The sequence below is a fragment of the Aliiglaciecola sp. LCG003 genome, assembly GCF_030316135.1.
Taxonomy (GTDB): domain Bacteria; phylum Pseudomonadota; class Gammaproteobacteria; order Enterobacterales; family Alteromonadaceae; genus Aliiglaciecola.
Window position 1 is genome coordinate 3,394,735 of sequence record NZ_CP128185.1, and the last position, 23,581, is coordinate 3,418,315.

Sequence of the window (23,581 nt, forward strand, 5' to 3'; positions counted from 1 at the left end):
AATACGAAAAAGCTACTTATAGAGCCCAATTTACCGCTAACTTTTATCAATAACAAAATTAGGCAATAAATATGATTCAAATAGCAGTAGCAGCATTTTTCGTATGGTGTTTTTTTAAATTCATCGATAAAGAAGGATATTTGGACGGCTTTACCTCATTAGCATTTATTTTAGCTCCTGCATTGATTATATTTTTTGCAACGGTTTTAGTCAGAGCATCAGGCCTGCCCATCTGGGTTTTGTATCTCTTTGAAACAAGCTATTTTTTGGTTCCCTTATTGATGTTGAAAAGTATGACTGAATTTACCTGGCCGAAAATAATTGGCTATTCGGCGGCAGTATTTACAATTAATCTAGTCTGTCAGGTGGCCGGATTTGTATTTATTGCGACAGCAAGCGCTTAACCCGCCACCTAACAAATTTACTTTGTAGGGCACAAAAAACTTTTTACGGCAGAATCTTTTGAATGCTGTTATAAATAACGAATCCCTTTCAAACTAACTATTTAAGTTACCCAAAGAATAAGAGGTTACCATGGCGAAGATTACTGGAATTGGCGGAGTTTTTCTAAAATGTAAGGGGGATAGCACTGAGCTAGCAGCCTGGTATCAGCAACACCTAGGATTGAAGCTAGAAGAATTTGGCGGTGCCGTACTTAAGTGGCCAGAAGATAAGGCTGAAGATAAGGGACTGACCGTTTGGCATCTGGCCAACAAGGACAGTCAATGGTTCAGTCCTAGTGACTCTGCATTTATGATTAATTATCGAGTCGACAATCTTGATGAAATGCTTATTCAACTCAAAGAAGCAGGTATAGCCACGGTAGGCGGTCCAGAATCCCATGAAAACGGTAAGTTCGCTTGGATAATGGATCCTGATGGAAACAAAGTTGAACTTTGGGAGCCAATGCTGTGGGATGACAAAAATAAAGGAGCCTGAAACTCTGCACCATACTTTTTCAATGCCGTGACCTAATTGCTTATTTCACTGAGTTGGATTAAATGGTTTGCAAAAACTCCCTTGAAAAATAGATGAGACTTGAGGACATAGTCGGCCTGAATCACTCTGCCCCCATGCATAGGAAAATTATTGGTGAATATCAGGCTACGAACCTTCGAGAGTACCGACACTGACTTGCTTGTAAAATATCTCAATAACAAGCAAGTTACCCAGTACATTACAGATGCAGTACCAACGCCTTACACCCCAAGCGATGGACAATGGTGGGTGGAACACAGTAAGCGGTCACAGTACACAAAAGCGATTGAATACCAGGGTAAATTAGTTGGCTGTATATCGGCTCAAGTAGGCAGTTTTGAATATTATCGAAGTGCAGAGCTTGGCTATTGGATTGGCCAGGAGTATTGGAATAAAGGCATCGCCACTTCAGCTGTAAAGCAATTTTCAGATAGGTTATTTAGTACTACTCATATTGTTCGCCTGTTTGTATCTGTCGTTTCCTTGAATACAGCATCCATTAGAGTGTTAGAAAAAAACGGCTTTAGGTCTGAAGGCATACGTAAAAGCGCCTCATACAAAAACAATCAGTTTTTTGATGAGTGTGTGTTGGCAAAAATCAGCCTAAAAAACCATGCCTGAAATCTGGCAATCCGCCTATGACATCAAACCTTGTCATTGGCTAAGGGTTATCGTTTAGTCTTGGTAAATTAATCCATCGACAAGGTCTCCACAGGGAATAGTAAAGACAAGGATCTTAATCGCCATAGTCTGCATAACTATGACGGCCAGATTGATGGTTATAGCTCGATGATGAGCCGATTCATCGATGACCAACACAGCATTATTATTTTAAGTAATATAGGTATCAGCTATTTGTTAAAACAACAGCTTACTAAAGATATCGTCTCGATATTATACGACCTATCCCCTCCCGAGCGAAAAAACGATGCAACTTTAGCTTTGATAAACAGCCTTGTCTCTAACCAATTCATGCAAACTTTGCATGAGATTAAATCAGCTAAAACAGAGCATGTATTGGATGAAGCAAGTCTGTCTTCATTAGCATTTCAGTTGCTTTGGTCGGGCCTGATTAACCAATCTTTACCGTTATTTTCATTCATCAACACAGAGTTTGTCGATTCTAAATCTGCTCAACAGAACTTATCAAATACATGCAGTCACCGATTAGTTAAACAGTCTAAAGCTGATTTAACGGTGTGCAACTACAAGCTGATATACGCTGTTTGCGTCAATAATGACGCATTTCAAAAATGCTATGTATAATATGTTATTCTGCGCAGGCTGAGGACAACGGTTGCTTTTGCACCTTGTCATTCATCAACAATTAGCATTTCACAAGCATAAATGCTATAGGTGAGATGATTCTAAATACATTTAATCTGGTAGTCAGAGTCAAAGATACTGAAGTGGCTGTTTATCGTTAATGGGGTTTTAAGAGTGGACGAACAAACAACAATAGTTGATAGATTTTCATGTGATAACTGCTCTGATAGAGGCAGCCTTGATTTTGATTTCACTATGGCTTTCCAGCCAATTATTAATTGCAAAACTAAAACAATTTTTGGCTATGAGGCTCTCGCTCGCGGATTAAACAATGAATCGGCTTATTCCGTCATCTCTCAAGTAAACGATGACAATAGGTATTTATTTGATCAGCATTGCCGCGTTAAAGCAATTGCGCTGGCATCCAAGCTAAAACTTGATTCGATGCTGAGCATCAACTTTCTGCCCAACGCAGTTTATATACCTGAAAGGTGCATTCGCACCACGTTAGAAGCCGCTAAGCAATATGGGTTTTCAACCGATAAAATCATGTTTGAATTTACCGAGGCAGAGAAAATTGAAGACAGTGATTTTGTTAAGCGCATTGTTGAATATTATCGAAAATCGGGTTTTGTAACCGCAATTGATGATTTTGGTTCAGGTTATGCTGGATTAGGATTGCTGGCTGATTTTCAGACCAATATTATTAAATTTGATATGGGACTGATCCGTAATATCGACCAAGATAAAACTCGACAATCCATCATGAAGAACTGTCTAAATTTATTCAAAGAGCTGAATGTAACGCCATTGGCAGAAGGTATCGAAACATCCGAAGAAATGATCTGGCTACGGGATGCTGGAATTGAATTAATGCAGGGTTACCTCTTTGCCAAACCCGGCTTTGAAAGTCTGCCACAAGTTGATTTTAGTAATTTATAGCGAGTAGCTCTGTTACTTTTACTCACAATATAATGATTTATATCACTATTATGCTGCTCACTGGCATGATGCTTTTTTGTTAAGGTCTAGTCACTGTCAAGCTGTTAGCAGATGTGCAATTGATATACCTATGCTTCCACAGGGTTATGCTGTATGGTCTATCACGTACTCCATCTACATTTACCTACTATTTTCTAATACTTTGTCTGAACACTTCATTTTCTGAAGTATTCAAATGCCTTCTGGTCTTTAGACGTCAGCATATTTACCGTCGAATAATTTAGTGTCTAGTGAGTTTGATTCTCACAGATTTTTACCTCTTGTTAGGTCGTTAGCCTAATAACCTGTCCTTTACAAAAAACATATGTGCCGCACCTCAGCAGTGTTTTCATCAGAGCAGAATATAAAATACTGACCTATCAGTGACACAAATAATTTGTTGCTTAGGTCCCACTCAAAATATTTCAATCATAAGGGCACCACAGCATGCATACTTCAAAAGTAGGAGTCATAGGGACTTCAAAAAAAGAAGATGAACGAAGGTATCCCATCCACCCTGATCATTTACCGCGTATTCCAGAATCACTGCGTCGCCAGCTGGTATTTGAACAAGGTTATGGTGAACCCTTTGGAATCACTGATGCAGAAATTGCAGTGCTGACCGGCGGCATAGCCTCACGGCACGATTTACTCGCCGAGATAGGCACTGTTATTGTTGCCAAGCCCGTATTAGCTGACCTGCAGGAACTTCGCGAAGGCGGAACACTTTGGGGTTATGCCCATTGTGTTCAGCAGCGGGACATCACTCAAGCCGCGATAGACCGTAAACAAACCCTCATTCCCTTTGAGGATATGTTCATTTGGTCACCTAGTGGCAACATTGGTCGCCATACCTTCTATAAAAACAACGAAATGGCGGGCTACTGTGCGGTTATCCATGCCTTGCAACTCAAAGGTATAGATGGACACTACGGTAATCAACGTAAAACCATTATTTTCGGCTTCGGAGCCGTCAGCCGAGGTGCAATATACGCTTTGAAAGCACATGGTTTCAGAGATATCACTATTTGCATTCAACGACCCGAGCATGAGGTCCGTGAAGAAGTGCTTGATTGTAATTATGTTCGCATCCGCGCTGGCGACAAGAACGAGGCACGTATGGTAGTGGTAGAACATGACGGCAGTGTACGCCCCTTAACATCACTAATTAGTGAAGCTGATATTATTGTCAATGGCACCTTTCAAGATACTGAAAATCCAACTGATTTCGTGACCGAAGCAGAAAGTGCCTGCCTCAAAGCCAATAGCCTGATTATCGATGTCAGTTGTGACGAGGGCATGGGATTCTTTTTCGCCAAACCGACAACGTTTAAACACCCGATGTTTAAGTATCAAAGCATCGATTACTACGCTGTGGATCACTCACCTAGCTATCTTTGGGAGAGTGCAACGCGATCTATCTCCGCTGCTTTAATTGTATATTTACCGACTATACTGGCAGGTCGAGCTAGTTGGCATAAAAATGAAACGATTAGACAAGCGATTAACCTGGAGAGTGGGGTAATTCAGAAACCTGCGATTCTGTCATTTCAAAAACGTCAGGCGATCTACCCGCACTTATCCTGCCATTTAGCAAATAAAGCCTTACCGGATATTGTCGCATGAGCAATTAGTCGTAATTATCTTACCTTAGCTTCAGAGCACTCAGCATATGACTTCGTACCATGACGTCTAAGCATATAAAAATATAGTCGCTGGCCACAAAAATAGTCTTGCTATATTTGTACCACCGGTTTTTTTTAACCTTTATGCCTCATTTATGATGTCTCAATAGCCGCTCCATTATTAATAAAGAGCCGTTGATTAAACTAGTTTTTAGCCCATGCTATTTCTGAAGGGACCGTTTATGAGCGCTAGAATATTGTAGCCCTGATGAATACTTATGTATCGCTAATGTACTATCTTTGTAACTCGTTTCTAAAATACATAAGCTCGGCAGTTGTACAAATACGGTTCCCACTGGTAACTATGTCAGATAGCACAAAACTTTGGTACCGGCTAGTGCTCATGTTGGTATAACCTGAGAGATTCGTTGCTTCATTTTTGTCAGCTCTGGGTTAAATAAATTGGAGGTATTCAGTAAAACTAGTCATGAAAAAATCTTCTATAAAGTCAGATCCACTCATCAAACTTGCTAAGAAGCGCGTCAACGCCTTGCAAAAGGCTATGGCTGATTCCCAAGCGTCATCGAACGACTTGTCCGTTGAAGCAGTACACGAATTACGTGTGTGCAGCAAAAACCTGCGAGCACTACTTCAGTTGTATCGACCTTTTTGCAATAAAATCATCCTCAATAATGTTGAACAACTCGTTAAGGCACTCGCCGATAGCTACGCTGGGCAACGTGATGCCGACGTACAATATGAATTGGTGTGTCAAGCTATCGAAGCGCTAGCAAAACTAAACGATAAGACTAAGCAATTCTTACTCAGATATTTTGTTGAACTACGTCATCATGCAAATGAGAAAAGCCGTATAGCTGATGTGCGAGCTCAACTTGAGCAACTACTGCTGGTCTGGAAACAGGAATTAACGCTTTCTTTAATGACTGACTGTAGCCAAGGTCTACAATTCAGTTACCAAAAATCGCGAAAGTTGGCTCTTAAGGCAGCAATCACAGACAAAGATGATAAATATCATCAGTGTCGAAAATGGGTTAAGTACTATTTGTATCAATCACGAATGTTGCATTCAAATAAAAACGCTAAGAATGATATGTACCTTAACCAACTAGCTATTCTAGGGGACCTATTAGGAAAGCTTCATGACTATTGTGTGTTAGAACAATCCTTAACGCTCATATTGACTCACTCCGCTAGGCAGAAATTTAACAGCATAGAGGCTCGTAGTATAGAAGTAGCTATTTCACAAATACAGGCCTGGTTAGCTGAGCAAAAACGATTGAATAAAAGCCAATGCCAAACACTCTTCAAACACATTTTTTCGCATTCTAAAAGCCCTATTAAAATCAGATAACATAAGTTAAATGGTGAGTTAATTTAATGCTGTGATAGACGCTTCGACCAGTTCCCCCCATGTTGTTCAATGCATCCTTCTTCAGAATCAAATACAACATTATGTTTAGCTTGTTTGAGTAATATACCAACCTTCAACAGTTGGGTATGAATGGATTTGATCAGAACTAAATCCCGTTGCTGATTGACTGCTTCATTTAGGGATTGCTCTGTTTCAAACACACAGGTTACTTTTAGACTAGCAGGGAAGTTGGAATAATTTGCACTATGGGTTAACCAACTAAAACCCGGAATTTGCTGTTTTGCCGTCTCACACACAATGGTTAAGGCTTTTATCACGTTATTGTCTAATTTTTTTACGGTATTGTTCATTTAAACAAGCCTGCACAGTAGAAAGTAGCTGAAGATCCTATTACTTCTAGATTTGTCTGCCAATATATAATAACAAAAACTAGGAATTTACCAGCAGCACTGATACAAAAGCCAGACCTGCTGTTTTGGGTTAGCTGAGGGTGCGCCAATTATAGTTAAAGGTTAGGTTTGTAATCGAAACCTTGGGAAGTCTGCACGTCAGAAAACACATTAATTCGAGGCTGTTTATTCAATATGCCATTGACCATATTGTTGGGGAAAACTTCAATGCCAGCGTTAAAGGCTTCAACATTCTGATTAAAAATCCGTATCGCGGCACCGACATTTTCCTGCTGTTCAGCTATTTCGCGCATCATTGAGTCCATCAAACCAGCGGTTTTAAGATCAGGGTAGGCTTCCACCGCAATATTAATACCTTGTGCTACCGATGACATCAAAGACTCTACATCTGCTAACCCATGAGTGTCTATTTGCTGATCGTTTAATTCCGTCAACTTCGAGCGTAAACGAGTAATATCAGTAAGCACACTCGACTCAAACTCTTTATGTTGGCTAACGACTTTTTCTAACTCTGGCAAAATTTTATTTTTTTGACGTTCTTGAGTTATGACGCCCGCCCAAGCTCTTTCCACTGCATTTTTACGGGTAATAATGCCGTTATATATAACCACAATGCCAACAAGCAACACAGACAATATAACGAGTCCAATAATCGTAGTGGTTTGCATAAATATCCTTAGAAGTTACTGTCTGAATGTTTCATAAGTTGATGAATAAAATCAAGCGTAGATTGCAGCTTGCGCAGTTCTGTATTTGCTACTAATTCTTGATAAAACTCAACTGGCTGTTTCAAGTCATACCGTTGTTTAACACTTAATACATTATCATCTGTAAAAGAAATACAAAGCTCTCCTGTAGTATTGAGTTCTATATTAAGCCGACCTAACACCTGAGCAATATCTTCAATCGCTACTACAACTGCGGGTTTCAAAAACTTTGCAGCTATAAATTGATCGCCAGCCCTAACTTTAAATTTACGCGCAAACTGAACAGAGCCTGTAAAATATTTTTCCGGATAAAGCTGAGCTAATGAATCACCGATAATTTGGATATTCTGGTAAAAGCTAAAGGGCACGATAATCCCATAGCGATCAAAGTGGTCATACACCGTTCTCGTTCTGACAGTTGTGCGTCCTTTTGAGTCGGTAGTAACATAGGTTTCAATGCGTTTATCAACATAATGATAGTGGAAATAACTAAAATTGAAGTTGTGTTCCGATCCTACATACTCTCCCGCATAAAACTCGCGAAATTCACGACTATGATTGCCACGCAGGAACTCCGCAAAATGCCTACTCATTTCACGACTACTCGGGTTCGGCTTTTTTATAATGTGATTATCAAATAGGGCGTCTTTAAAAAATGCCATTTTAGCCAGTGAGGACAGTTGCCTTGCGCGGCTAAAGACTAAATAGAAGATGAATGCAGAGCAAGCCAGTAGGCCAACCCAAACGAATATCCAATGGCCTTGGCCAGGATTATTCCAATTAGGTAAAAATGCAACATCCAAAGCAGGCACCATCAACAAAAGCCCACCAAGCAACAAACTAACAATACTAATAGTGATATGGTAGTTATGTTGATAAGCGAAAGGCTGGGGGTAATCAACAGCTTTAATAAGCGCTAAGTGAATCTGTTCAGAACAATTTGCAGCATGAACTTGAGCTTCTATCTGATTAACTAGCTTTTTTAACTCCTTGTTCGACATTGCCTATCCTTTACTACTTGGGTAATTTTCTTAACCTTTTTGAACAGTTTTTATTGGCTAGTATAAAATTCTTTCAATTACACCGACATTACCATTAATTAATAGCAATGTTGTTAAGATTTTTTTTCCGACGAAAACATCACTCACTGCTTTTATATAAACACCTTTGTTTACAATAGTCATATTGCCGAATTGTTTTAATATTCGTGATCCAATCACACTACCAGTAGCCGAAATGGTGACTAAAGTCTTGATTCTGTTTAGCTGTACATGCACTATGCGCTGAAAATCTAACGACGTGAGTATCATGCAAAATCAGATCGTTTATCAATTTAATTCCGCTCAAATAGCCAATCGTTTCTTAAATGAAGTCAATTCTTCACGCCTGCAAGATATTAAGGCTAAGTTATTTCGCGGTTCAGATAAAGTGCAAGTGGTATATAAGTTTGCAGATAAGGGATTTGACAGCACTATTTCAGAGCTGGATGATATGGCCGCACGATATGACGGCAAAGAAGTTTTCTAACCACTTTTTAGTGGTCTAATATTAATCGAATAGTTTAGGCAAAAGTCCTGCTGTTGCTTTTCAGTTTAGCTTAACAATAGTGTAGAACGCACTGACCATTCAAATACTCACTTTGAAAAGACACTAATCAACGCGTTCCACAAAAAATTAAGCAAAATAACAGCTAACTAGAAATTGGGATTTTACGCTGTGATTGTTGGGCTTTTTCCGATTTTGGTAAAGTGACATGCAAAACGCCATTTTTGAAGTCAGCTTTGATTTTATCTTGTTCAACCGCTACAGGTAATGAAAAGCTGCGTTTAAAGTACCCATGGCTTCTTTCCATGATATGGTAATTGTTTTCATCATCTCTTTCAGATTCAGTTTTCCTCTCTCCACTGATCGTCAACACATTATCCGAAATGTCTAAACTGATATCTTTACTATCTAACCCAGGAAGATCGGCTGATATTTTATAGCTTTTTTTATCTTCACTTACATCTACATCTGGGCTTAACAGTTGGCCATTAAGTTTAAAAGGTGCTTCATCGGTAAAGTGAAATGGCCAATGATTTCGAAGACTATCGAACATTTTGTCCATTTGTCCCCAAGACATATCAATGGGGATAAGGCCCGAATGTTTACTAGGTTTTGATTGCTGTTTAGTTTGAATACTTGTCATGGTAACACTCCAATTTTTTTAATAGACCGTTGAGTAAAGACATTCAGACTGCTGTCTTTCCTCTTCATTAAAGCAAAAAAGGAATAGTTAAATTTGACAGAAATCAAATTTTGGAATGATTACAAATTCTTTGGGACTGTCCTCTATTCCACTCGCTCTAGACGGTTGTAAATCGCTTTTTTTAGACCCTAAGTTCAACATCTTTGCTACATACTGATTTATACATCGGTGCATTTTTATTGAGCTACCGACCTACAGTAAAGCAACTATCAATATCACATAGAAGCAGTTTATCTATATATACAACACACAAATGGGTATCTTCAGGCACGAGTGCTAGGCACAAGAAGTGACGGTAAGTCCCTTTGAAATTTCCATCTAATGCAACCTCGATAGTTAAAATATAAAGAGATTAATTTTTTGCTTTCCAACTGCCATCCTCTTGGCGACAAGCGGTTCCGTAAATATCTTCCTTTTTGCCCCCAATTGTTGCTTCAATTTGATATTCTCGGCAAGGTTTAGCATCTCCCCCATAGGTTTTTGTTGGCACTACTTTGTAGTAATTTCCAGAATCTGGATTACGCCAACTGGTGGAAACACCTGTACGAACAGTTTCAAGTGAGTGAGATAGTTTCAACCTATCGGCCTCATCCATAGTACGGCCGACATTTCCTCCAATAGCGGTTCCAATCATAGCCCCAAACACTGTTGCAGCGGTTTGGCCATGACCCCCACCAATTTGGTGGCCAAGTACGCCGCCTAAAATACCGCCGATAATCATACCGCTCGACTCGTTGGGGCCTTGTGATGAGGCGCATGCTGACAAAAGCGTAACTGTGGTTAAACTTATTAAAATAGATTTTACAGAACATCTCACATGGTTCATAACTTACCCCTTATTATATAGCTGATACGCTAATTCAATTAACAGAGTAATTTAGACCATTAGAAAAGCTTTGATTTAAGTCAATAAAGCAAGTGATTGGGAGGATTGGAGATATAAGCCACTTCGAAAATGTCCTGTCAGTAATTAACTAACACGCTTCCGTAGAGTTGCTCTGCTCCTAAACGCAAAAAGCCCCACTAACAGTCTTAGCAGGGAATATCACGCTTAGGAGACGCGCTTAATTTAATATTTTACAACACTTCTTCGGTAGCGGCGGCATCTTCCGGCTTAACCGTTTTAGGCAACAATAATTCTGCACGTAGACGCTTTTCAATATCGTCAGCCATTTCTTTATGCTCTTTCAAGTATTTAACAACATTAGCCTTACCTTGACCAATACGTTCGCCGTTGTAGCTATACCATGCACCAGCTTTTTCGACGAATTTTTGCTTCACACCCAAATCGATCAACTCAGCTTCTTTGCAAATTCCCTGTCCATACATGATTTGGAATTCAGCTTGTTTGAATGGGGGGGCAACTTTATTCTTGACCACTTTGACCCGTGTTTCGTTGCCGACGACTTCATCACCATCCTTGATGGCGCCGATACGACGGATATCCAATCGAACTGAAGCATAGAATTTCAACGCATTACCACCGGTAGTGGTTTCAGGTGAACCAAACATAACGCCGATTTTCATCCGGATCTGGTTAATGAAAATAACCAAGGTATTTGAACGTTTGATGTTACCTGTTAATTTACGCAATGCTTGAGACATCAAGCGAGCTTGTAGACCAACGTGAGAATCCCCCATGTCGCCTTCGATTTCTGCTTTTGGTGTAAGAGCAGCTACCGAGTCAACCACCACAACATCAACCGCACCCGAACGTACTAACATGTCACAAATTTCTAGGGCTTGTTCACCCGTATCAGGTTGAGACACCAATAAATCATCGATGTTGACCCCTAACTTTGCAGCATAAATCGGATCCAAAGCATGCTCAGCATCGACGAATGCACAGGTTTTACCGATTTTCTGTGCTTCAGCAATGGCTTGAAGCGTTAATGTTGTTTTACCCGATGATTCTGGACCGTAAATTTCAACCACACGACCACAGGGCAATCCACCTATACCAAGGGCAATATCGATAGTAAGTGAGCCGGTCGAGATTGCATCAATATCAAGTGCCTGGTTATCACCCAGACGCATGATGGCACCTTTACCAAATTGTTTTTCAATCTGTCCTAAAGCTGCTGATAGTGCGCGAGATTTATTGTCGTCCATCGGAGTATCCTTCGAATTAAGCATGGGTGAATCAGCGATGGTTAATGATCTGGCTGATTTCAATCAATATAGTTGTTGAACAGAAGTATACTGTATGATTATACAGTTACAAGTACAGTTTTGTTTTTTTATCAAAATAAATTTCATTGCTAGGCAAAGTCACTGAATTCATTCACCTTCACAAACTAATATACTTTGCTCAAGGGCGAATTGGATTGCCTGCATTCTGACCTGATGACGATTTCCAGTAAAGATTCGACTGGTGCTGGTTATCTGGCCTTGGCAATAAAAGCCAAACCAAACCAAGCCCACTGGCTTTTCGGTGCTACCGCCATTTGGCCCAGCGATACCACTGATTGAAACCGCTAAATTTGCCTTACTCACTTTGGCGCAGCCTAGGGCCATTTGTTCAACAGTCTGTTGCGACACGGCACCAAATGTATCCAAGGTAGTCTGCTCTACCTGCAACAACTCATGTTTAGCTTGATTGCTATAAGTCACAAAAGAGCGTTCAAACCAATTGGAACTGCCATCAACACTGGTGAAAGCAAAAGCTAACCCACCCCCAGTACAAGATTCAGCACAACTAATTGTCCATTTTTGCTTGAGCAAATTAGTGGCCAAGTGCACGACCAATGATTCAATCTTATCTGCAAACATAAGCACAGGCCTTGAAAAGTAAAAGCTAATTATGCCTTTTATCGCCAATGCTATTCAAGGGGATAGTCGATACTTAATAAGTCGCTAAATTAACCCCGCGATTGCGCAGCTTAGGTGCCTTTGAGAGAAACTACTGATATTTGTCATCAGTAGCGCTAGAAAAACCCCGCGTAGCTCTTATAATGCACCTATTGAAATTCACCGCCTTATTTTGAATAGCCCGTTTATTCTGACCTAAGACACTGCAACAAAGAGCTCAAAGTTTCTATGAATCAAAGCGTTCAACCAACCGAACTTGATAATCACACCCCGATGATGCGCCAATATTTACGTATTAAGGCCGATCATCCGGATATTTTACTATTTTATCGAATGGGTGATTTTTATGAACTGTTCTTTGATGACGCCAAAAAAGCTGCCCAATTGCTAGATATTTCACTTACTGCCAGAGGAAAATCTGGCGGCAACGCCATTCCTATGGCAGGTGTACCTTACCATGCGGTTGACAATTACCTTGCCCGCCTAGTGAAAATGGGCCAATCGGTGGCACTATGCGAACAAATTGGTGATCCAGCCGCTAGCAAAGGTCCGGTTGAACGTCAAGTACAGCGAATCGTTACACCCGGCACTGTCACAGACGAAGCCCTGTTAGAGGATAAGCGCGATAATTTGCTCGCAGCTGTATTTTCCCATAAGACTAAATTTGGCTACGCCACACTAGATATTACCAGTGGTCGCTTTGCCATTGTCGAATTAGATGACGAAGAGTCGTTATTGGCCGAGTTACAACGCAGTCGGCCAGCAGAGTTACTCTATCCTGAAGGATTTGATTTTCACCATCTGATTGAACATCAATCAGGATTGCGTCGCCGCCCAGAATGGGAATTCGATTTGCAAACCGCGCAAAATCAATTGAATCAACAATTTGGCACTAAAGAGTTAAATGGCTTTGGGGTTCACAACGCCAAACTCGGATTATGTGCCGCAGGTTGCGTGATGCAATATGTTAAAGACACACAACGGGCAGCCTTGCCGCATATTCGCCGCATTCAACTAGAAGATCATTGTGATTCGGTGATGATGGACGCCGCAACTAGACGCAATCTTGAGCTTACTCACAACTTAGCCGGAGGCACTGACAATACCCTCAGTAGTATTTTAGATTGCACCTCTACTGCTATGGGCAGTCGACTGCTCAATCGATGGATTCAACGGCCACTGCGTGATCATCAAGCATTAGCAGTTCGTCAGCAACGCATTCAAGCATTGCTAAATAGTGATTATACTGAACTACAAAGTACCTTGAAGCATATTGGCGATGTTGAACGAGCATTAGCAAGGCTAGCATTGCGCTCCGCTCGACCTCGAGATTTTTCACGCTTATCCAATGCCTTTGAAACCCTGCCAAAGTTGCAGACCAATTTAGCGCAATTAGGTGCGCCATTTGCGCAATTGGCCACACAGATTACAGAATTCCCCGCATTTTTAGAGCTATTACAACACGCGATTATCGAGAATCCGCCGGTACTTATCCGCGATGGCGGTGTTATTGCCCCTGGCTACAACGCAGAATTAGATGAACTGCGTGATCTGGCCAAGGGCGCGACAGATTACATTGATAGACTTGAGTTGCGAGAAAAAGAACGCACTGGTATTTCGACTCTAAAAGTCAGCTACAACAAGGTTCATGGCTTCTATATCGAGGTCAGCCGCAGCTATGCGGATAAAGTGCCGCCGGAATACGTCCGCCGCCAAACGTTGAAAAATAATGAGCGCTATATCATTCCTGAGCTCAAAGAACATGAAGACAAAGTACTGACCAGTCAAAGCCGTGCACTGGCGCTGGAAAAGCAACTGTATGAGCAATTGTTCGATTTGTTACTACCTGAACTCGAAGCACTCATGGATAGTGCCGCTGGTTTGGCTGAACTGGATGTATTAAGTAACCTAGCCGAGCGGGCTGAAACCCTAGATTTACACTGTCCTCAGCTTAGCCAGGATACCGGAATATTCTATCAACAAGGCCGTCATCCGGTGGTAGAAAACGTGATGCAAGGTCCCTTCATTGCTAATCCGTTAGCTTTGACAGCATCCCGTCGCATGCTGGTGATTACTGGGCCAAATATGGGCGGCAAATCTACTTATATGCGCCAAACTGCACTTATCGTGTTAATGGCCTACATTGGCAGTTTTGTACCTGCTCAAGATGCTAAAATTGGCCCGATTGATCGGATATTTACCCGAATAGGAGCCTCTGACGATTTAGCGTCTGGCCGTTCAACCTTTATGGTTGAAATGACTGAAACCGCTAATATCCTCAATAATGCCACGGCCAATAGCTTGGTGTTGATGGATGAAATTGGTCGTGGCACCAGTACCTATGATGGCCTATCGCTTGCTTGGGCTTGTGCGGAATATCTGGCTAAGAAAATAAATGCCTTCACCTTATTCGCCACCCATTATTTTGAACTGACGGAGTTAGCCAATGAATTAGACAATTTGGCTAATGTGCATTTGGATGCGGTTGAATACCAAGATAGCATCCGTTTCATGCATGCAGTGCAAGAAGGACCGGCCAATCGAAGCTATGGATTACAGGTCGCACAACTGGCTGGAGTGCCGCGAACAGTGATCCAATCTGCCAAGCAAAAACTCGCTATGCTAGAGTTAGAACCCCGTATTGAAGTAAATTTAAATGAAGTAAGCGATCACTCACTACAATTAAACTTACTTGAGCAAGCCGATCCGGTTAAGGATAAATTAGCTCAAGTTGAGCCAGATGACCTCAGTCCCAAACAGGCACTGGAATTACTTTATGTGCTTAAAAAAATGAGCCATCAGTAATCATCTATCAGCTGTTATCTGAGCCAAAACTGATTAAAAACAAAGCGCCTGAATACGAAAAAGTTCATTGTATGCACAGGCGCCTTTGGGTATACTGTTACGCCGTCCATTAGCTGAAAATTTTCAGTACCTTGGTCAACAATTCTTATCAACTCCAAACGTCTTAGGTTTTACATGACAAATTATATTTTCGTCACAGGTGGTGTGGTTTCATCACTTGGAAAAGGTATTGCTGCTGCTTCACTCGCGGCGATACTAGAAGCTCGTGGATTGAAAGTCACCATGCTTAAATTGGATCCCTACATCAATGTAGATCCAGGCACCATGAGCCCGATCCAACACGGAGAAGTGTTTGTCACTGACGACGGTGCAGAAACGGATTTGGACTTAGGTCACTATGAACGCTTTATTCGCACCCGCATGACTAAACGCAATAACTTCACTACCGGACGGGTATATGAAGAAGTATTGAAACGTGAACGTCGAGGTGATTACCTAGGCGCAACCATTCAGGTTATCCCACATATTACTAACGAAATAAAACGCCGGGTAATTGAAGGCGCTGAAGGCGTAGATATTGCCATAGTTGAAATTGGTGGAACGGTTGGTGATATTGAGTCGCAACCTTTCTTAGAAGCCATTCGTCAATTAGGCAGTGAGTTAGGCCGTGATCATGTTTTGTATATGCATCTTACCTTGGTGCCTTATATGGCAGCCTCAGGCGAGGTAAAAACCAAACCAACACAGCATTCAGTTAAAGAGCTACGTTCAATTGGTATCCAACCCGATATTTTAGTTTGTCGTTCTGAAAGTGCCCTGCCCTCAAATGAACGCTCAAAAATTGCCTTGTTTACAAATGTGGTCGAAAAAGCCGTTATCGGCCTAAAGGATGTTGACAGCATATATCGTATTCCTGCCTCGTTGAAAGCCCAAGGCATGGATGAATTAGTGATTAAGCGTTTTGGACTTGACTGTCCAGAAGCCGATCTGACCGAATGGGAACAGGTTCTGTATGCAGAATCTAATCCTACTGGTGAAGTTAATATTGGCATGGTTGGCAAATATGTAGAATTGCCTGATGCGTATAAATCAGTCAATGAAGCCTTAAAGCATGCTGGTTTGAAAAACCGCCTTACCGTCAACATTCGTTATATAGACTCTCAAGATGTTGAAAGTAAGGGTGAGCAATTGCTGGCCGATTTGGATGCGATCCTAGTGCCTGGTGGATTTGGTGAGCGTGGTATTGAAGGCAAGATTGCCGCAGCTAAATATGCCAGAGAAAATAATGTGCCTTATTTAGGTATTTGTCTTGGTATGCAAATCGCGCTGATTGAATTCGCCCGTAATGTTGCAGGCATGGAAAATGCCAACAGCACCGAATTTGACCCCGCGACTCCTTTCCCTGTGGTTGGTCTTATCACTGAATGGTTAGAAGCTGATGGCAGCACAGAGGTCAGAGATGAAAGCTCTGATCTTGGTGGTACAATGCGTTTGGGTAGTCAATTGTGCCATTTAATCCCAGATACCAAAGTTCAAGCGGCGTACGGCAGTGATGAAATATTTGAGCGCCACCGTCACCGCTATGAAGTGAACAATAATCTGCGTGATAAGCTAGAAGCGGCAGGTTTAAAAGTATCCGGGTTATCTACCGATAAACGCTTGGTTGAGGTAATCGAATTACCCGATCATCCATGGTTTATTGCAAGCCAATTCCACCCAGAATTTAACTCTACTCCGCGAGACGGACATCCTCTATTTACAGGGTTTGTGCAAGCCGCGGGCGAATACCATAAAAATAATAATTAACGAATATCAGGCAGTTTAGAGTTCGCTACAAAAGATAATAGATAAGTAAATCTACTCTCTTTTGTAGTGACGGGCTGACCTGTATGTATTGAATTACATTTATATTTTTAATAAGGCAACAAAATGGCAAAGATCAGCAAGATTATTGGCCGTGAGATCATGGACTCGCGCGGAAATCCCACAGTAGAAGCAGATGTTTATTTAGAAAGTGGGGCTTGGGGCCGAGCTTGTGCTCCTTCTGGTGCATCTACGGGTTCTCGTGAAGCGTTGGAATTACGTGATGGTGATAAAACTCGTTATTTAGGTAAGGGGGTCTTAAAAGCCGTCGCTGCCATAAATAACGAAATTCAATCAGCCCTAATAGGTCAAGATGCTCTTGCTCAGCGTGCAGTTGATCAGATTATGATCGATTTAGATGGTACCGAAAACAAAGAAAAATTTGGCGCTAACGCTATTCTTGCGGTATCTCTAGCGACAGCCAAAGCTGCTGCAATGGAGAAGAAGGTTCCGTTATATCAGCATATTTCAGAGCTAAATGGCACACCAGGACAATACTCAATGCCTGTGCCGATGATGAACATCATCAACGGTGGTGAGCATGCTGATAACAATGTTGATATCCAAGAATTTATGGTGCAACCCGTTGGCGCACCTAACTTCAAAGAAGCACTGCGCATGGGTGCTGAAATTTTCCATAACCTGAAAAAAGTCCTTTCTGCTAAAGGTCTTAGCACAGCAGTGGGCGACGAAGGTGGATTCGCTCCAAACCTTAGCTCAAATGAAGAAGCCTTAAAAGTCATTATTCAAGCAGTTGAAAACGCTGGCTATGTAATGAATAAAGATATCACTTTGGCCCTTGATTGCGCATCATCAGAATTTTATGTTGATGGACAATACAACATGAAAGGCGAAGGTAAAGTATTCAACTCAGAGCAATTCAGTGATTACCTTGCCGAGCTAGCCAATAAGTATCCGATTATCTCCATTGAAGATGGCTTGGATGAAAGCGATTGGGATGGCTGGGCATATTTGACTAAGATTATTGGCGATAAAGTGCAATTGGTCGGTGATGATTTGTTCGTGACCAATACCAAAATTCTGAAGCGCGGAATCGACAATGGTGTGGGTAATTCAATCTTGATTAAATTTAATCAAATTGGCTCCTTATCTGAAACCCTAGATGCGATTAAAATGGCCAAAGATGCAGGCTTCACCGCTGTGATTTCACATCGCAGTGGCGAAACAGAAGATGCGACTATTGCCGATCTTGCTGTAGGTACTGCTGCTGGTCAAATTAAAACCGGTTCGCTTTGCCGTTCAGATCGCGTAGCTAAATACAACCAATTGCTACGTATCGAAGAAGCTTTAGGCGATGCCGTATCCTACGGTGGCCGCAAAGAAATAAAGGGTCAGTAATATTCTGCTCTGATGTGCGGCAGACATTGTATTTTGTCTGCTGCACCCTTATCTGCTCCCAAATCGGGTTACATAGACTCAAATGTCTGATATAAATCAGCTAATGTCAGATTCCAATCATCAGCATCAGGTTGATATTTTCGCTAGCGACCAAAGACAGCGCCATTTTGCCGAGCTGTGTAATGCCCTGTACGAAAGAGAATTACAAGCGCTTAGCAAAAACTCAATCAGTAATGTGAGTTTGTTACAACGTCGTTTAGCGGGTCTGTCGTATCATATTAAAAATGCCGCCGACTATTTTCTCACCCAAGAAGCGCCCATTGATGTAGATATACACAATGGCAGTTGGCAGGCCAAGCAAGCAGCTAAAAGTGTCATCACCCGTCATCAAGCTAACAAGTGCCAAGATTGGTTGGGCAAGCATGCCAGAATGGGTTTACCCGTACCGGTGTTTATATCTGATATGGGCTTAGAGACGGTGGAATTGGATTCTATTGATCGGATTGACTCAGAACGCAAGCGACTGCATGTAAATAAACATGGATGGTTCCAATTCGATGGTCAAGAACTAACTTCGGAACCTAAGGTACACTGTCAGAAAACTCTCCTTTTGCCTAACAAATTGAACATTACCGCAGCGTGTTGCGGTCACAGCTGGAATCATAAAGGCCGTACTATTCCCCGAGCATTGAGTTTACGAGAATTATTGTTAGCCACCACGATAAACTGGAAAACCTATAAATAAAGTGAATCGATAGGCACGGCTTATCCCGATTTTAGGTTTATTATTCCAAAGCGATATATACAAGTATGTTAACTTTAGTTGACGCTAGACTAGATAAACGTTACAAATATAGCCAGTGACTATGCATGAATTAAAACGTTGAAGAGCGCATTGTGAAAACATCTTTTACAGCATTACTGAACATTCTACTCCTTCTGGCAGCGAGACTGCACGGGTAGGTTGTAAATGGTCACAACCAAATCACTAAACCCGTGCACTGCACGGGTTTTTTTATATTTGCGAAACATAACAGGAGAGAAACGATGTCAAATCTAGTCAAAATTTTCGACACCACCTTGCGCGACGGCGAACAGGCCTTGCCAGCAAGCCTCACTGTTAAAGAGAAGCTTCAAATCGCTTTTGCCCTTGAGCGACTTGGGGTGGATATTATCGAGGCCGGATTTCCAGTTTCTTCACCGGGCGATTTCGCTTCGGTACAAACCATTGCCAAAGAAATCAAAAACGCCACTGTGTGTGGATTATCCAGAGCCTTAGACAAAGATATAGATGCCTGTGGAGAGGCGTTAAAAGTAGCAGATCATTTCCGTATTCACACCTTTATTGCAACCTCAGAAATTCATGTGGACGCAAAATTAAGAAAATCCCAACAACAAGTGGTTGATATGGCGGTTCATGCAATTAAACGGGCTCGTCGTTACACCGATGACGTTGAATTTTCCTGTGAGGATGCTGGTCGAACCCATATAGATTATCTATGTCGTATGGTGGAAGCCGCTATCCATGCTGGCGCCACCACGGTCAATATTCCCGATACCGTAGGTTACACCACGCCGACAGAATTTGGCGGTATTATCAGCAGCTTATATAACCGTGTACCCAATATTGATAAAGCCATCATATCTGTGCATTGCCATAACGATTTAGGCCTTGCTGTGGCAAACTCATTGGCCGCCGTTGAGCAAGGTGCCAGACAAGTAGAAGCCACTATTAATGGTATTGGTGAACGGGCTGGTAATTGCTCATTAGAAGAAATCGCGATGATTTTGCAAACCCGTAGCGGTCTATTAGGTTTGCAAACCAATATAAAAAGTCAGGAAATCTCCCGTACCTCTAAATTAGTCAGTCAACTGTGCAATATGCAGGTGCAAGCCAACAAAGCCATCGTCGGCGCGAATGCGTTTAGCCACTCATCAGGGATTCACCAAGATGGTGTACTAAAAGCACAAAATACCTATGAAATAATGACACCTGAAAGTGTCGGTATCAACAAGAACAATTTAAATCTGACCTCTCGTTCTGGCCGCCATGTCATTAAACATCGTTTGACCGAATTGGGTTATAAAGACTCGGATTATGAGTTAGACGCCATCTATGACGCCTTCGTGAAACTAGCTGATAAAAAAGGCCAGGTTTTCGACTATGACTTAGAAGCCCTACTATTTTTTGATCAGCAGCGCCAAGACCAAGCGCATTACGAATTGTTATATTTGCAAGCTAACTCGGGACGAGAAATCATACCAAGTGCCACGGTTAAAATGCGTATCGGTGATATCGAGGTAACTGAATCAGCAATCGGCAACGGACCTGTCGATGCAGCTTATAATGCTATCACCAAAGCCATTGGCCATAACAAAGTAGATGTTGTTGACTTCAAACTTGATTCAAAAGGTGAAGGAGCTGATGCCCTAGCCCAGGTCAGTGTCATTGCCGAATACAATGGCCGTCGCTTTAACGGAATTGGCTTGGCCACAGATATCGTTGAGGCTGGGGTAAAAGCGCTGATATATGTACTTAATAACACACACTTAGCTGACCAAATTGATCATCAAAAGAAACAAAATGTAAACATTGCAGGGGTTTAAATGACTAACTATGAAATAGCTGTATTAGCAGGAGATGGGATTGGTCCTGAGGTAATGGCTGAAGCGAAAAAAGTGCTAAACGCCATTGAACAGACGAGTGATATAACCTTTACCCTGAATGAATACGATGTCGGTGGTTGCGCAATTGATAACCACGGACAAGCCTTACCCGAATACACGTTAGATGGCTGTGAAAAAGCCAGTGCCATCTTATTTGGCTCCATAGGCGGCCCCAAATGGGACAGTTTGCCGCTCGAGGAGCGTCCAGAACGGGCCGCACTATTAAAATTACGTAGCCATTTCGATTTATTCAGTAACTTGCGTCCAGCAAAGATCTATCCCGGTCTTGAGCACTTATCTCCGCTGCGCGCGGATATTGCGGCAAGCGGCTTTGATGTGTTAGTGATCCGCGAGTTAACCAGCGGCATTTATTTCGGTCAACCCAAGGGCCTTGAAGGTGAAGGCGAAGAACAGTTTGCCTTTGATACTATGCGCTATAGCAAACGAGAAATTCGTCGTATCGCAGTAAGTGCTTTTGAAGCTGCGCAAAAGCGCGGAAAAAAAGTGACTTCGGTTGATAAAGCTAACGTGCTGGTCTGCTCCAGATTATGGCGAGAGGTAACCGAAGAAGTCGCCAAAGATTACCCCGATGTTAGCTTAGAACATATCTACATTGACAATGCCACCATGCAACTGTTGCGTTATCCAAGTGATTTTGATGTGATGCTTTGTTCAAACCTGTTTGGCGATATTATTTCTGACGAGTGCGCGATGATCACGGGATCTATGGGACTGCTACCTTCCGCTAGCATTAATGCCAGTGGATTTGGCTTATACGAACCAGCTGGCGGCTCCGCACCTGATATTGCAGGACAAGGAATCGCAAATCCTATTGCGCAGATATTGTCTGCGGCCATGTTATTGCGCTTTAGCCTAAATCAAGCAGATGCAGCAGAGCGCATTGACCAAGCTGTGATAAAAACCTTAGCTGATGGTATTTTAACTGCAGAGTTGCTGCCGCCAGAACAGCGTAGAATGGCTAAATCCACTTCCGAGGTGGGTGATTATGTGAGCCAAGTGATCTTATCTCAAGCCAACCCTTCAGCCCAGTGAATTAATAGGACAACAGTATGCCGTTATCTCTATATGACAAAATTTGGCAATCCCACATTGTTGAGCAATTGGGCGAGGATAGTTTAATTTATATTGACCGTCACCTTATCCATGAAGTGACTTCACCCCAGGCATTTGCAGGCTTGAATGATAAAGGACGCAAAGTGCGTTGCCCGCACAAGACTTTCGCCACTATGGATCATAGTATTTCCACTCGTTCCTTAGCTTTAGATGCTTGTGGTCCAGATAATCAGCTCCAGCTTCAAACCCTTGCCAACAACTGTAAAGCACACGACATTGAATTATTTCCCGTTGGCCATCAAAAGCAAGGCATAGTGCATGTGATTGCGCCAGAGTTGGGCTTGATTCAACCTGGTATGACAGTGGTGTGCGGTGATTCACATACAGCTACCCACGGAGCCTTCGGGGCCTTAGCCTTTGGAATTGGAACCTCTCAGGTCGAGCATGTCTTTGCCACCCAAACTTTAAAGCAAAGTAAAGCCAAAAGTATGCTGGTTAATGTGGATGGTGCATTACCTGATGGGATCACCGCTAAAGATATTATCTTGGCTATCATTGGTAAAATTGGTCATGCAGGCGCAACCGGACATGTAATTGAATATGCAGGCGAAGCTATCCGTGATTTAAGCATGGAAGAGCGTATGACCATATGTAACATGAGCATCGAAGCCGGGGCTAAAGCTGGATTTATTGCGCCGGATGAGATCACATTCAATTACTTAAAGGGTCTTGAATATATTCCCAAGGGTGAAATGTGGGATGACGCGCTTAAGTATTGGAAAACCTTGTATTCAGATGACGGCGCTCAGTTTGACACTGTAGTGCAGCTAAATGCACAAGATATAATGCCGCAAGTAACTTGGGGTACCAATCCAGGTCAGGTAATTGGGGTTAATCAACCTATTCCGAATGTGGATGATTTCAGTGATCCAATTGACCGAGAGTCGGCCATCAAAGCCCTGGCATACATGGATCTTGTTCCTGGCACCAAGTTATCTGATTTGGCCGTCAATAATGTGTTTATTGGCTCATGTACTAACAGTCGTATAGAAGATCTGCGTGCAGCCGCACTAATTGCCAAAAAAGGTAAGGTGGCAGCGGGCGTAACCGCAATTGTTGTGCCTGGTTCGGTTACTGTCAAACAACAAGCCGAGCAGGAACAATTAGATAAAATTTTTATTGAAGCTGGATTTGAATGGCGTCTACCCGGTTGTTCAATGTGCCTAGGCATGAATGATGATATTTTGAAAGCGGGTGATCGTTGCGCATCCACCAGCAATCGCAATTTTGAAGGCCGTCAGGGCCGAGGTGCCCGTACTCACTTGGTATCACCTGCAATGGCAGCGGCCGCAGCGATTACCGGTCATTTTGTCGATGTAAGAGAACTTTAGGAG

General features: G+C 42.1%; 22 protein-coding genes. 15 read left to right on the forward strand and 7 right to left on the reverse strand.

Features of this window, described 5'->3' with window-relative positions; translation table 11 throughout:
• The first annotated feature begins 71 nt into the window (after nucleotides 1-71).
• The 7 genes from QR722_RS14795 (at nucleotide 72) to QR722_RS14825 (ending at nucleotide 6,222) form a co-directional block, all read left to right on the forward strand.
• Nucleotides 72-404: a hypothetical protein gene (locus tag QR722_RS14795; protein ID WP_286283689.1), complete on the forward strand. Its 333-nt coding sequence runs from the start codon at nucleotides 72-74 to the stop codon at nucleotides 402-404.
• A gap of 130 nt (nucleotides 405-534) precedes the next feature.
• The gene (locus QR722_RS14800) at nucleotides 535-939 is read left to right on the forward strand and encodes a VOC family protein (protein WP_286283690.1); all 405 of its coding nucleotides are present in this window, start codon (nucleotides 535-537) and stop codon (nucleotides 937-939) included.
• Nucleotides 940-1,092: 153 nt separating this feature from the next.
• Nucleotides 1,093-1,599, forward strand: coding sequence for a GNAT family N-acetyltransferase (locus tag QR722_RS14805; RefSeq protein WP_286283691.1), 507 nt, complete (start codon nucleotides 1,093-1,095; stop codon nucleotides 1,597-1,599).
• A 168-nt stretch (nucleotides 1,600-1,767) separates the two neighbouring features.
• The gene (locus tag QR722_RS14810) at nucleotides 1,768-2,244 is read left to right on the forward strand and encodes a hypothetical protein (RefSeq protein ID WP_286283693.1); all 477 of its coding nucleotides are present in this window, start codon (nucleotides 1,768-1,770) and stop codon (nucleotides 2,242-2,244) included.
• Between the two features lie 174 nt (nucleotides 2,245-2,418).
• The gene (locus QR722_RS14815; protein WP_286283694.1) at nucleotides 2,419-3,186 is read left to right on the forward strand and encodes an EAL domain-containing protein; all 768 of its coding nucleotides are present in this window, start codon (nucleotides 2,419-2,421) and stop codon (nucleotides 3,184-3,186) included.
• Nucleotides 3,187-3,672: 486 nt separating this feature from the next.
• Nucleotides 3,673-4,851, forward strand: a complete 1,179-nt coding sequence (locus QR722_RS14820) for a N(5)-(carboxyethyl)ornithine synthase (protein WP_286283695.1) — start codon at nucleotides 3,673-3,675, stop codon at nucleotides 4,849-4,851.
• Nucleotides 4,852-5,337: 486 nt separating this feature from the next.
• Nucleotides 5,338-6,222, forward strand: coding sequence for a CHAD domain-containing protein (locus QR722_RS14825; protein WP_286283697.1), 885 nt, complete (start codon nucleotides 5,338-5,340; stop codon nucleotides 6,220-6,222).
• 23 nt (nucleotides 6,223-6,245) lie between these two features.
• Here QR722_RS14825 and QR722_RS14830 read toward each other — a convergent pair whose 3' ends face one another.
• The 3 genes from QR722_RS14830 to QR722_RS14840 all read right to left on the reverse strand — a co-directional run bounded on the left by QR722_RS14830 (nucleotide 6,246) and on the right by QR722_RS14840 (nucleotide 8,361).
• A complete protein-coding gene (locus QR722_RS14830) occupies nucleotides 6,246-6,593 on the reverse strand; it encodes a Fis family transcriptional regulator (protein WP_286283698.1) in 348 nt (115 codons plus the stop codon).
• A gap of 155 nt (nucleotides 6,594-6,748) precedes the next feature.
• Nucleotides 6,749-7,321, reverse strand: a complete 573-nt coding sequence (locus QR722_RS14835; RefSeq protein WP_286283699.1) for a LemA family protein — start codon at nucleotides 7,319-7,321, stop codon at nucleotides 6,749-6,751.
• Nucleotides 7,322-7,329: 8 nt separating this feature from the next.
• Complete coding sequence (locus tag QR722_RS14840) at nucleotides 7,330-8,361, reverse strand: hypothetical protein (RefSeq protein WP_286283700.1); 1,032 nt, start codon at nucleotides 8,359-8,361, stop codon at nucleotides 7,330-7,332.
• Nucleotides 8,362-8,668: 307 nt separating this feature from the next.
• Between QR722_RS14840 and QR722_RS14845 the strand changes: the two genes are divergently transcribed.
• Nucleotides 8,669-8,887 (forward strand): hypothetical protein, encoded by a 219-nt coding sequence (locus QR722_RS14845; RefSeq protein ID WP_286283701.1) that lies wholly within the window; start codon nucleotides 8,669-8,671, stop codon nucleotides 8,885-8,887.
• Nucleotides 8,888-9,050: 163 nt separating this feature from the next.
• Here the strand turns inward: QR722_RS14845 and QR722_RS14850 are convergent, their stop codons facing one another.
• The 4 genes from QR722_RS14850 to QR722_RS14865 form a co-directional block, all read right to left on the reverse strand.
• Nucleotides 9,051-9,548: an Hsp20/alpha crystallin family protein gene (locus QR722_RS14850; protein ID WP_286283702.1), complete on the reverse strand. Its 498-nt coding sequence runs from the start codon at nucleotides 9,546-9,548 to the stop codon at nucleotides 9,051-9,053.
• 412 nt (nucleotides 9,549-9,960) lie between these two features.
• Nucleotides 9,961-10,434, reverse strand: a complete 474-nt coding sequence (locus tag QR722_RS14855) for an RT0821/Lpp0805 family surface protein (protein WP_502872437.1) — start codon at nucleotides 10,432-10,434, stop codon at nucleotides 9,961-9,963.
• A 251-nt stretch (nucleotides 10,435-10,685) separates the two neighbouring features.
• On the reverse strand, nucleotides 10,686-11,720 hold the full coding sequence (gene recA, locus QR722_RS14860) for a recombinase RecA (RefSeq protein ID WP_286283703.1): 1,035 nt from the start codon (nucleotides 11,718-11,720) through the stop codon (nucleotides 10,686-10,688).
• A 168-nt stretch (nucleotides 11,721-11,888) separates the two neighbouring features.
• A complete protein-coding gene (locus QR722_RS14865; RefSeq protein ID WP_286283704.1) occupies nucleotides 11,889-12,380 on the reverse strand; it encodes a CinA family protein in 492 nt (163 codons plus the stop codon).
• Nucleotides 12,381-12,692: 312 nt separating this feature from the next.
• On the opposite strand from QR722_RS14865, the gene mutS reads away from it, so the two are divergent.
• The 7 genes from mutS to leuC all read left to right on the forward strand — a co-directional run bounded on the left by mutS (nucleotide 12,693) and on the right by leuC (nucleotide 23,578).
• Nucleotides 12,693-15,224: a DNA mismatch repair protein MutS gene (gene mutS, locus QR722_RS14870; RefSeq protein ID WP_502872478.1), complete on the forward strand. Its 2,532-nt coding sequence runs from the start codon at nucleotides 12,693-12,695 to the stop codon at nucleotides 15,222-15,224.
• A 174-nt stretch (nucleotides 15,225-15,398) separates the two neighbouring features.
• Nucleotides 15,399-17,030, forward strand: coding sequence for a CTP synthase (pyrG, locus tag QR722_RS14875; RefSeq protein ID WP_286283706.1), 1,632 nt, complete (start codon nucleotides 15,399-15,401; stop codon nucleotides 17,028-17,030).
• A gap of 123 nt (nucleotides 17,031-17,153) precedes the next feature.
• Entirely contained in the window at nucleotides 17,154-18,446 is a 1,293-nt protein-coding gene (gene eno, locus QR722_RS14880) for a phosphopyruvate hydratase (RefSeq protein WP_286283707.1), read from the forward strand.
• Between the two features lie 82 nt (nucleotides 18,447-18,528).
• Nucleotides 18,529-19,191: a hypothetical protein gene (locus QR722_RS14885; protein WP_286283708.1), complete on the forward strand. Its 663-nt coding sequence runs from the start codon at nucleotides 18,529-18,531 to the stop codon at nucleotides 19,189-19,191.
• Between the two features lie 302 nt (nucleotides 19,192-19,493).
• Nucleotides 19,494-21,053 (forward strand): 2-isopropylmalate synthase, encoded by a 1,560-nt coding sequence (gene leuA, locus QR722_RS14890; protein ID WP_286283709.1) that lies wholly within the window; start codon nucleotides 19,494-19,496, stop codon nucleotides 21,051-21,053.
• Nucleotides 21,054-22,166, forward strand: coding sequence for a 3-isopropylmalate dehydrogenase (gene leuB / locus QR722_RS14895; RefSeq protein WP_286283711.1), 1,113 nt, complete (start codon nucleotides 21,054-21,056; stop codon nucleotides 22,164-22,166).
• A 17-nt stretch (nucleotides 22,167-22,183) separates the two neighbouring features.
• Nucleotides 22,184-23,578 (forward strand): 3-isopropylmalate dehydratase large subunit, encoded by a 1,395-nt coding sequence (leuC, locus tag QR722_RS14900; protein ID WP_286283712.1) that lies wholly within the window; start codon nucleotides 22,184-22,186, stop codon nucleotides 23,576-23,578.
• Nucleotides 23,579-23,581: the final 3 nt, after the last annotated feature.

Excerpts from the sequence above, each read along its gene's own strand:
- leuA (WP_286283709.1), top strand. The coding sequence starts at position 19,494 with ATGTCAAATCTAGTCAAAATTTTCGACACCACCTTGCGCGACGGCGAA.
- pyrG (WP_286283706.1), top strand. The coding sequence starts at position 15,399 with ATGACAAATTATATTTTCGTCACAGGTGGTGTGGTTTCATCACTTGGA.
- QR722_RS14840 (WP_286283700.1), bottom strand. The coding sequence starts at position 8,361 with ATGTCGAACAAGGAGTTAAAAAAGCTAGTTAATCAGATAGAAGCTCAA.
- QR722_RS14810 (WP_286283693.1), top strand. The coding sequence starts at position 1,768 with ATGATGAGCCGATTCATCGATGACCAACACAGCATTATTATTTTAAGT.
- QR722_RS14795 (WP_286283689.1), top strand. The coding sequence starts at position 72 with ATGATTCAAATAGCAGTAGCAGCATTTTTCGTATGGTGTTTTTTTAAA.
- eno (WP_286283707.1), top strand. The coding sequence starts at position 17,154 with ATGGCAAAGATCAGCAAGATTATTGGCCGTGAGATCATGGACTCGCGC.
- QR722_RS14845 (WP_286283701.1), top strand. The coding sequence starts at position 8,669 with ATGCAAAATCAGATCGTTTATCAATTTAATTCCGCTCAAATAGCCAAT.
- QR722_RS14820 (WP_286283695.1), top strand. The coding sequence starts at position 3,673 with ATGCATACTTCAAAAGTAGGAGTCATAGGGACTTCAAAAAAAGAAGAT.
- mutS (WP_502872478.1), top strand. The coding sequence starts at position 12,693 with ATGATGCGCCAATATTTACGTATTAAGGCCGATCATCCGGATATTTTA.
- recA (WP_286283703.1), bottom strand. The coding sequence starts at position 11,720 with ATGGACGACAATAAATCTCGCGCACTATCAGCAGCTTTAGGACAGATT.
- QR722_RS14885 (WP_286283708.1), top strand. The coding sequence starts at position 18,529 with ATGTCTGATATAAATCAGCTAATGTCAGATTCCAATCATCAGCATCAG.
- QR722_RS14825 (WP_286283697.1), top strand. The coding sequence starts at position 5,338 with ATGAAAAAATCTTCTATAAAGTCAGATCCACTCATCAAACTTGCTAAG.
- QR722_RS14850 (WP_286283702.1), bottom strand. The coding sequence starts at position 9,548 with ATGACAAGTATTCAAACTAAACAGCAATCAAAACCTAGTAAACATTCG.
- QR722_RS14800 (WP_286283690.1), top strand. The coding sequence starts at position 535 with ATGGCGAAGATTACTGGAATTGGCGGAGTTTTTCTAAAATGTAAGGGG.
- QR722_RS14865 (WP_286283704.1), bottom strand. The coding sequence starts at position 12,380 with ATGTTTGCAGATAAGATTGAATCATTGGTCGTGCACTTGGCCACTAAT.
- leuB (WP_286283711.1), top strand. The coding sequence starts at position 21,054 with ATGACTAACTATGAAATAGCTGTATTAGCAGGAGATGGGATTGGTCCT.
- QR722_RS14835 (WP_286283699.1), bottom strand. The coding sequence starts at position 7,321 with ATGCAAACCACTACGATTATTGGACTCGTTATATTGTCTGTGTTGCTT.
- QR722_RS14830 (WP_286283698.1), bottom strand. The coding sequence starts at position 6,593 with ATGAACAATACCGTAAAAAAATTAGACAATAACGTGATAAAAGCCTTA.
- leuC (WP_286283712.1), top strand. The coding sequence starts at position 22,184 with ATGCCGTTATCTCTATATGACAAAATTTGGCAATCCCACATTGTTGAG.
- QR722_RS14855 (WP_502872437.1), bottom strand. The coding sequence starts at position 10,434 with ATGAACCATGTGAGATGTTCTGTAAAATCTATTTTAATAAGTTTAACC.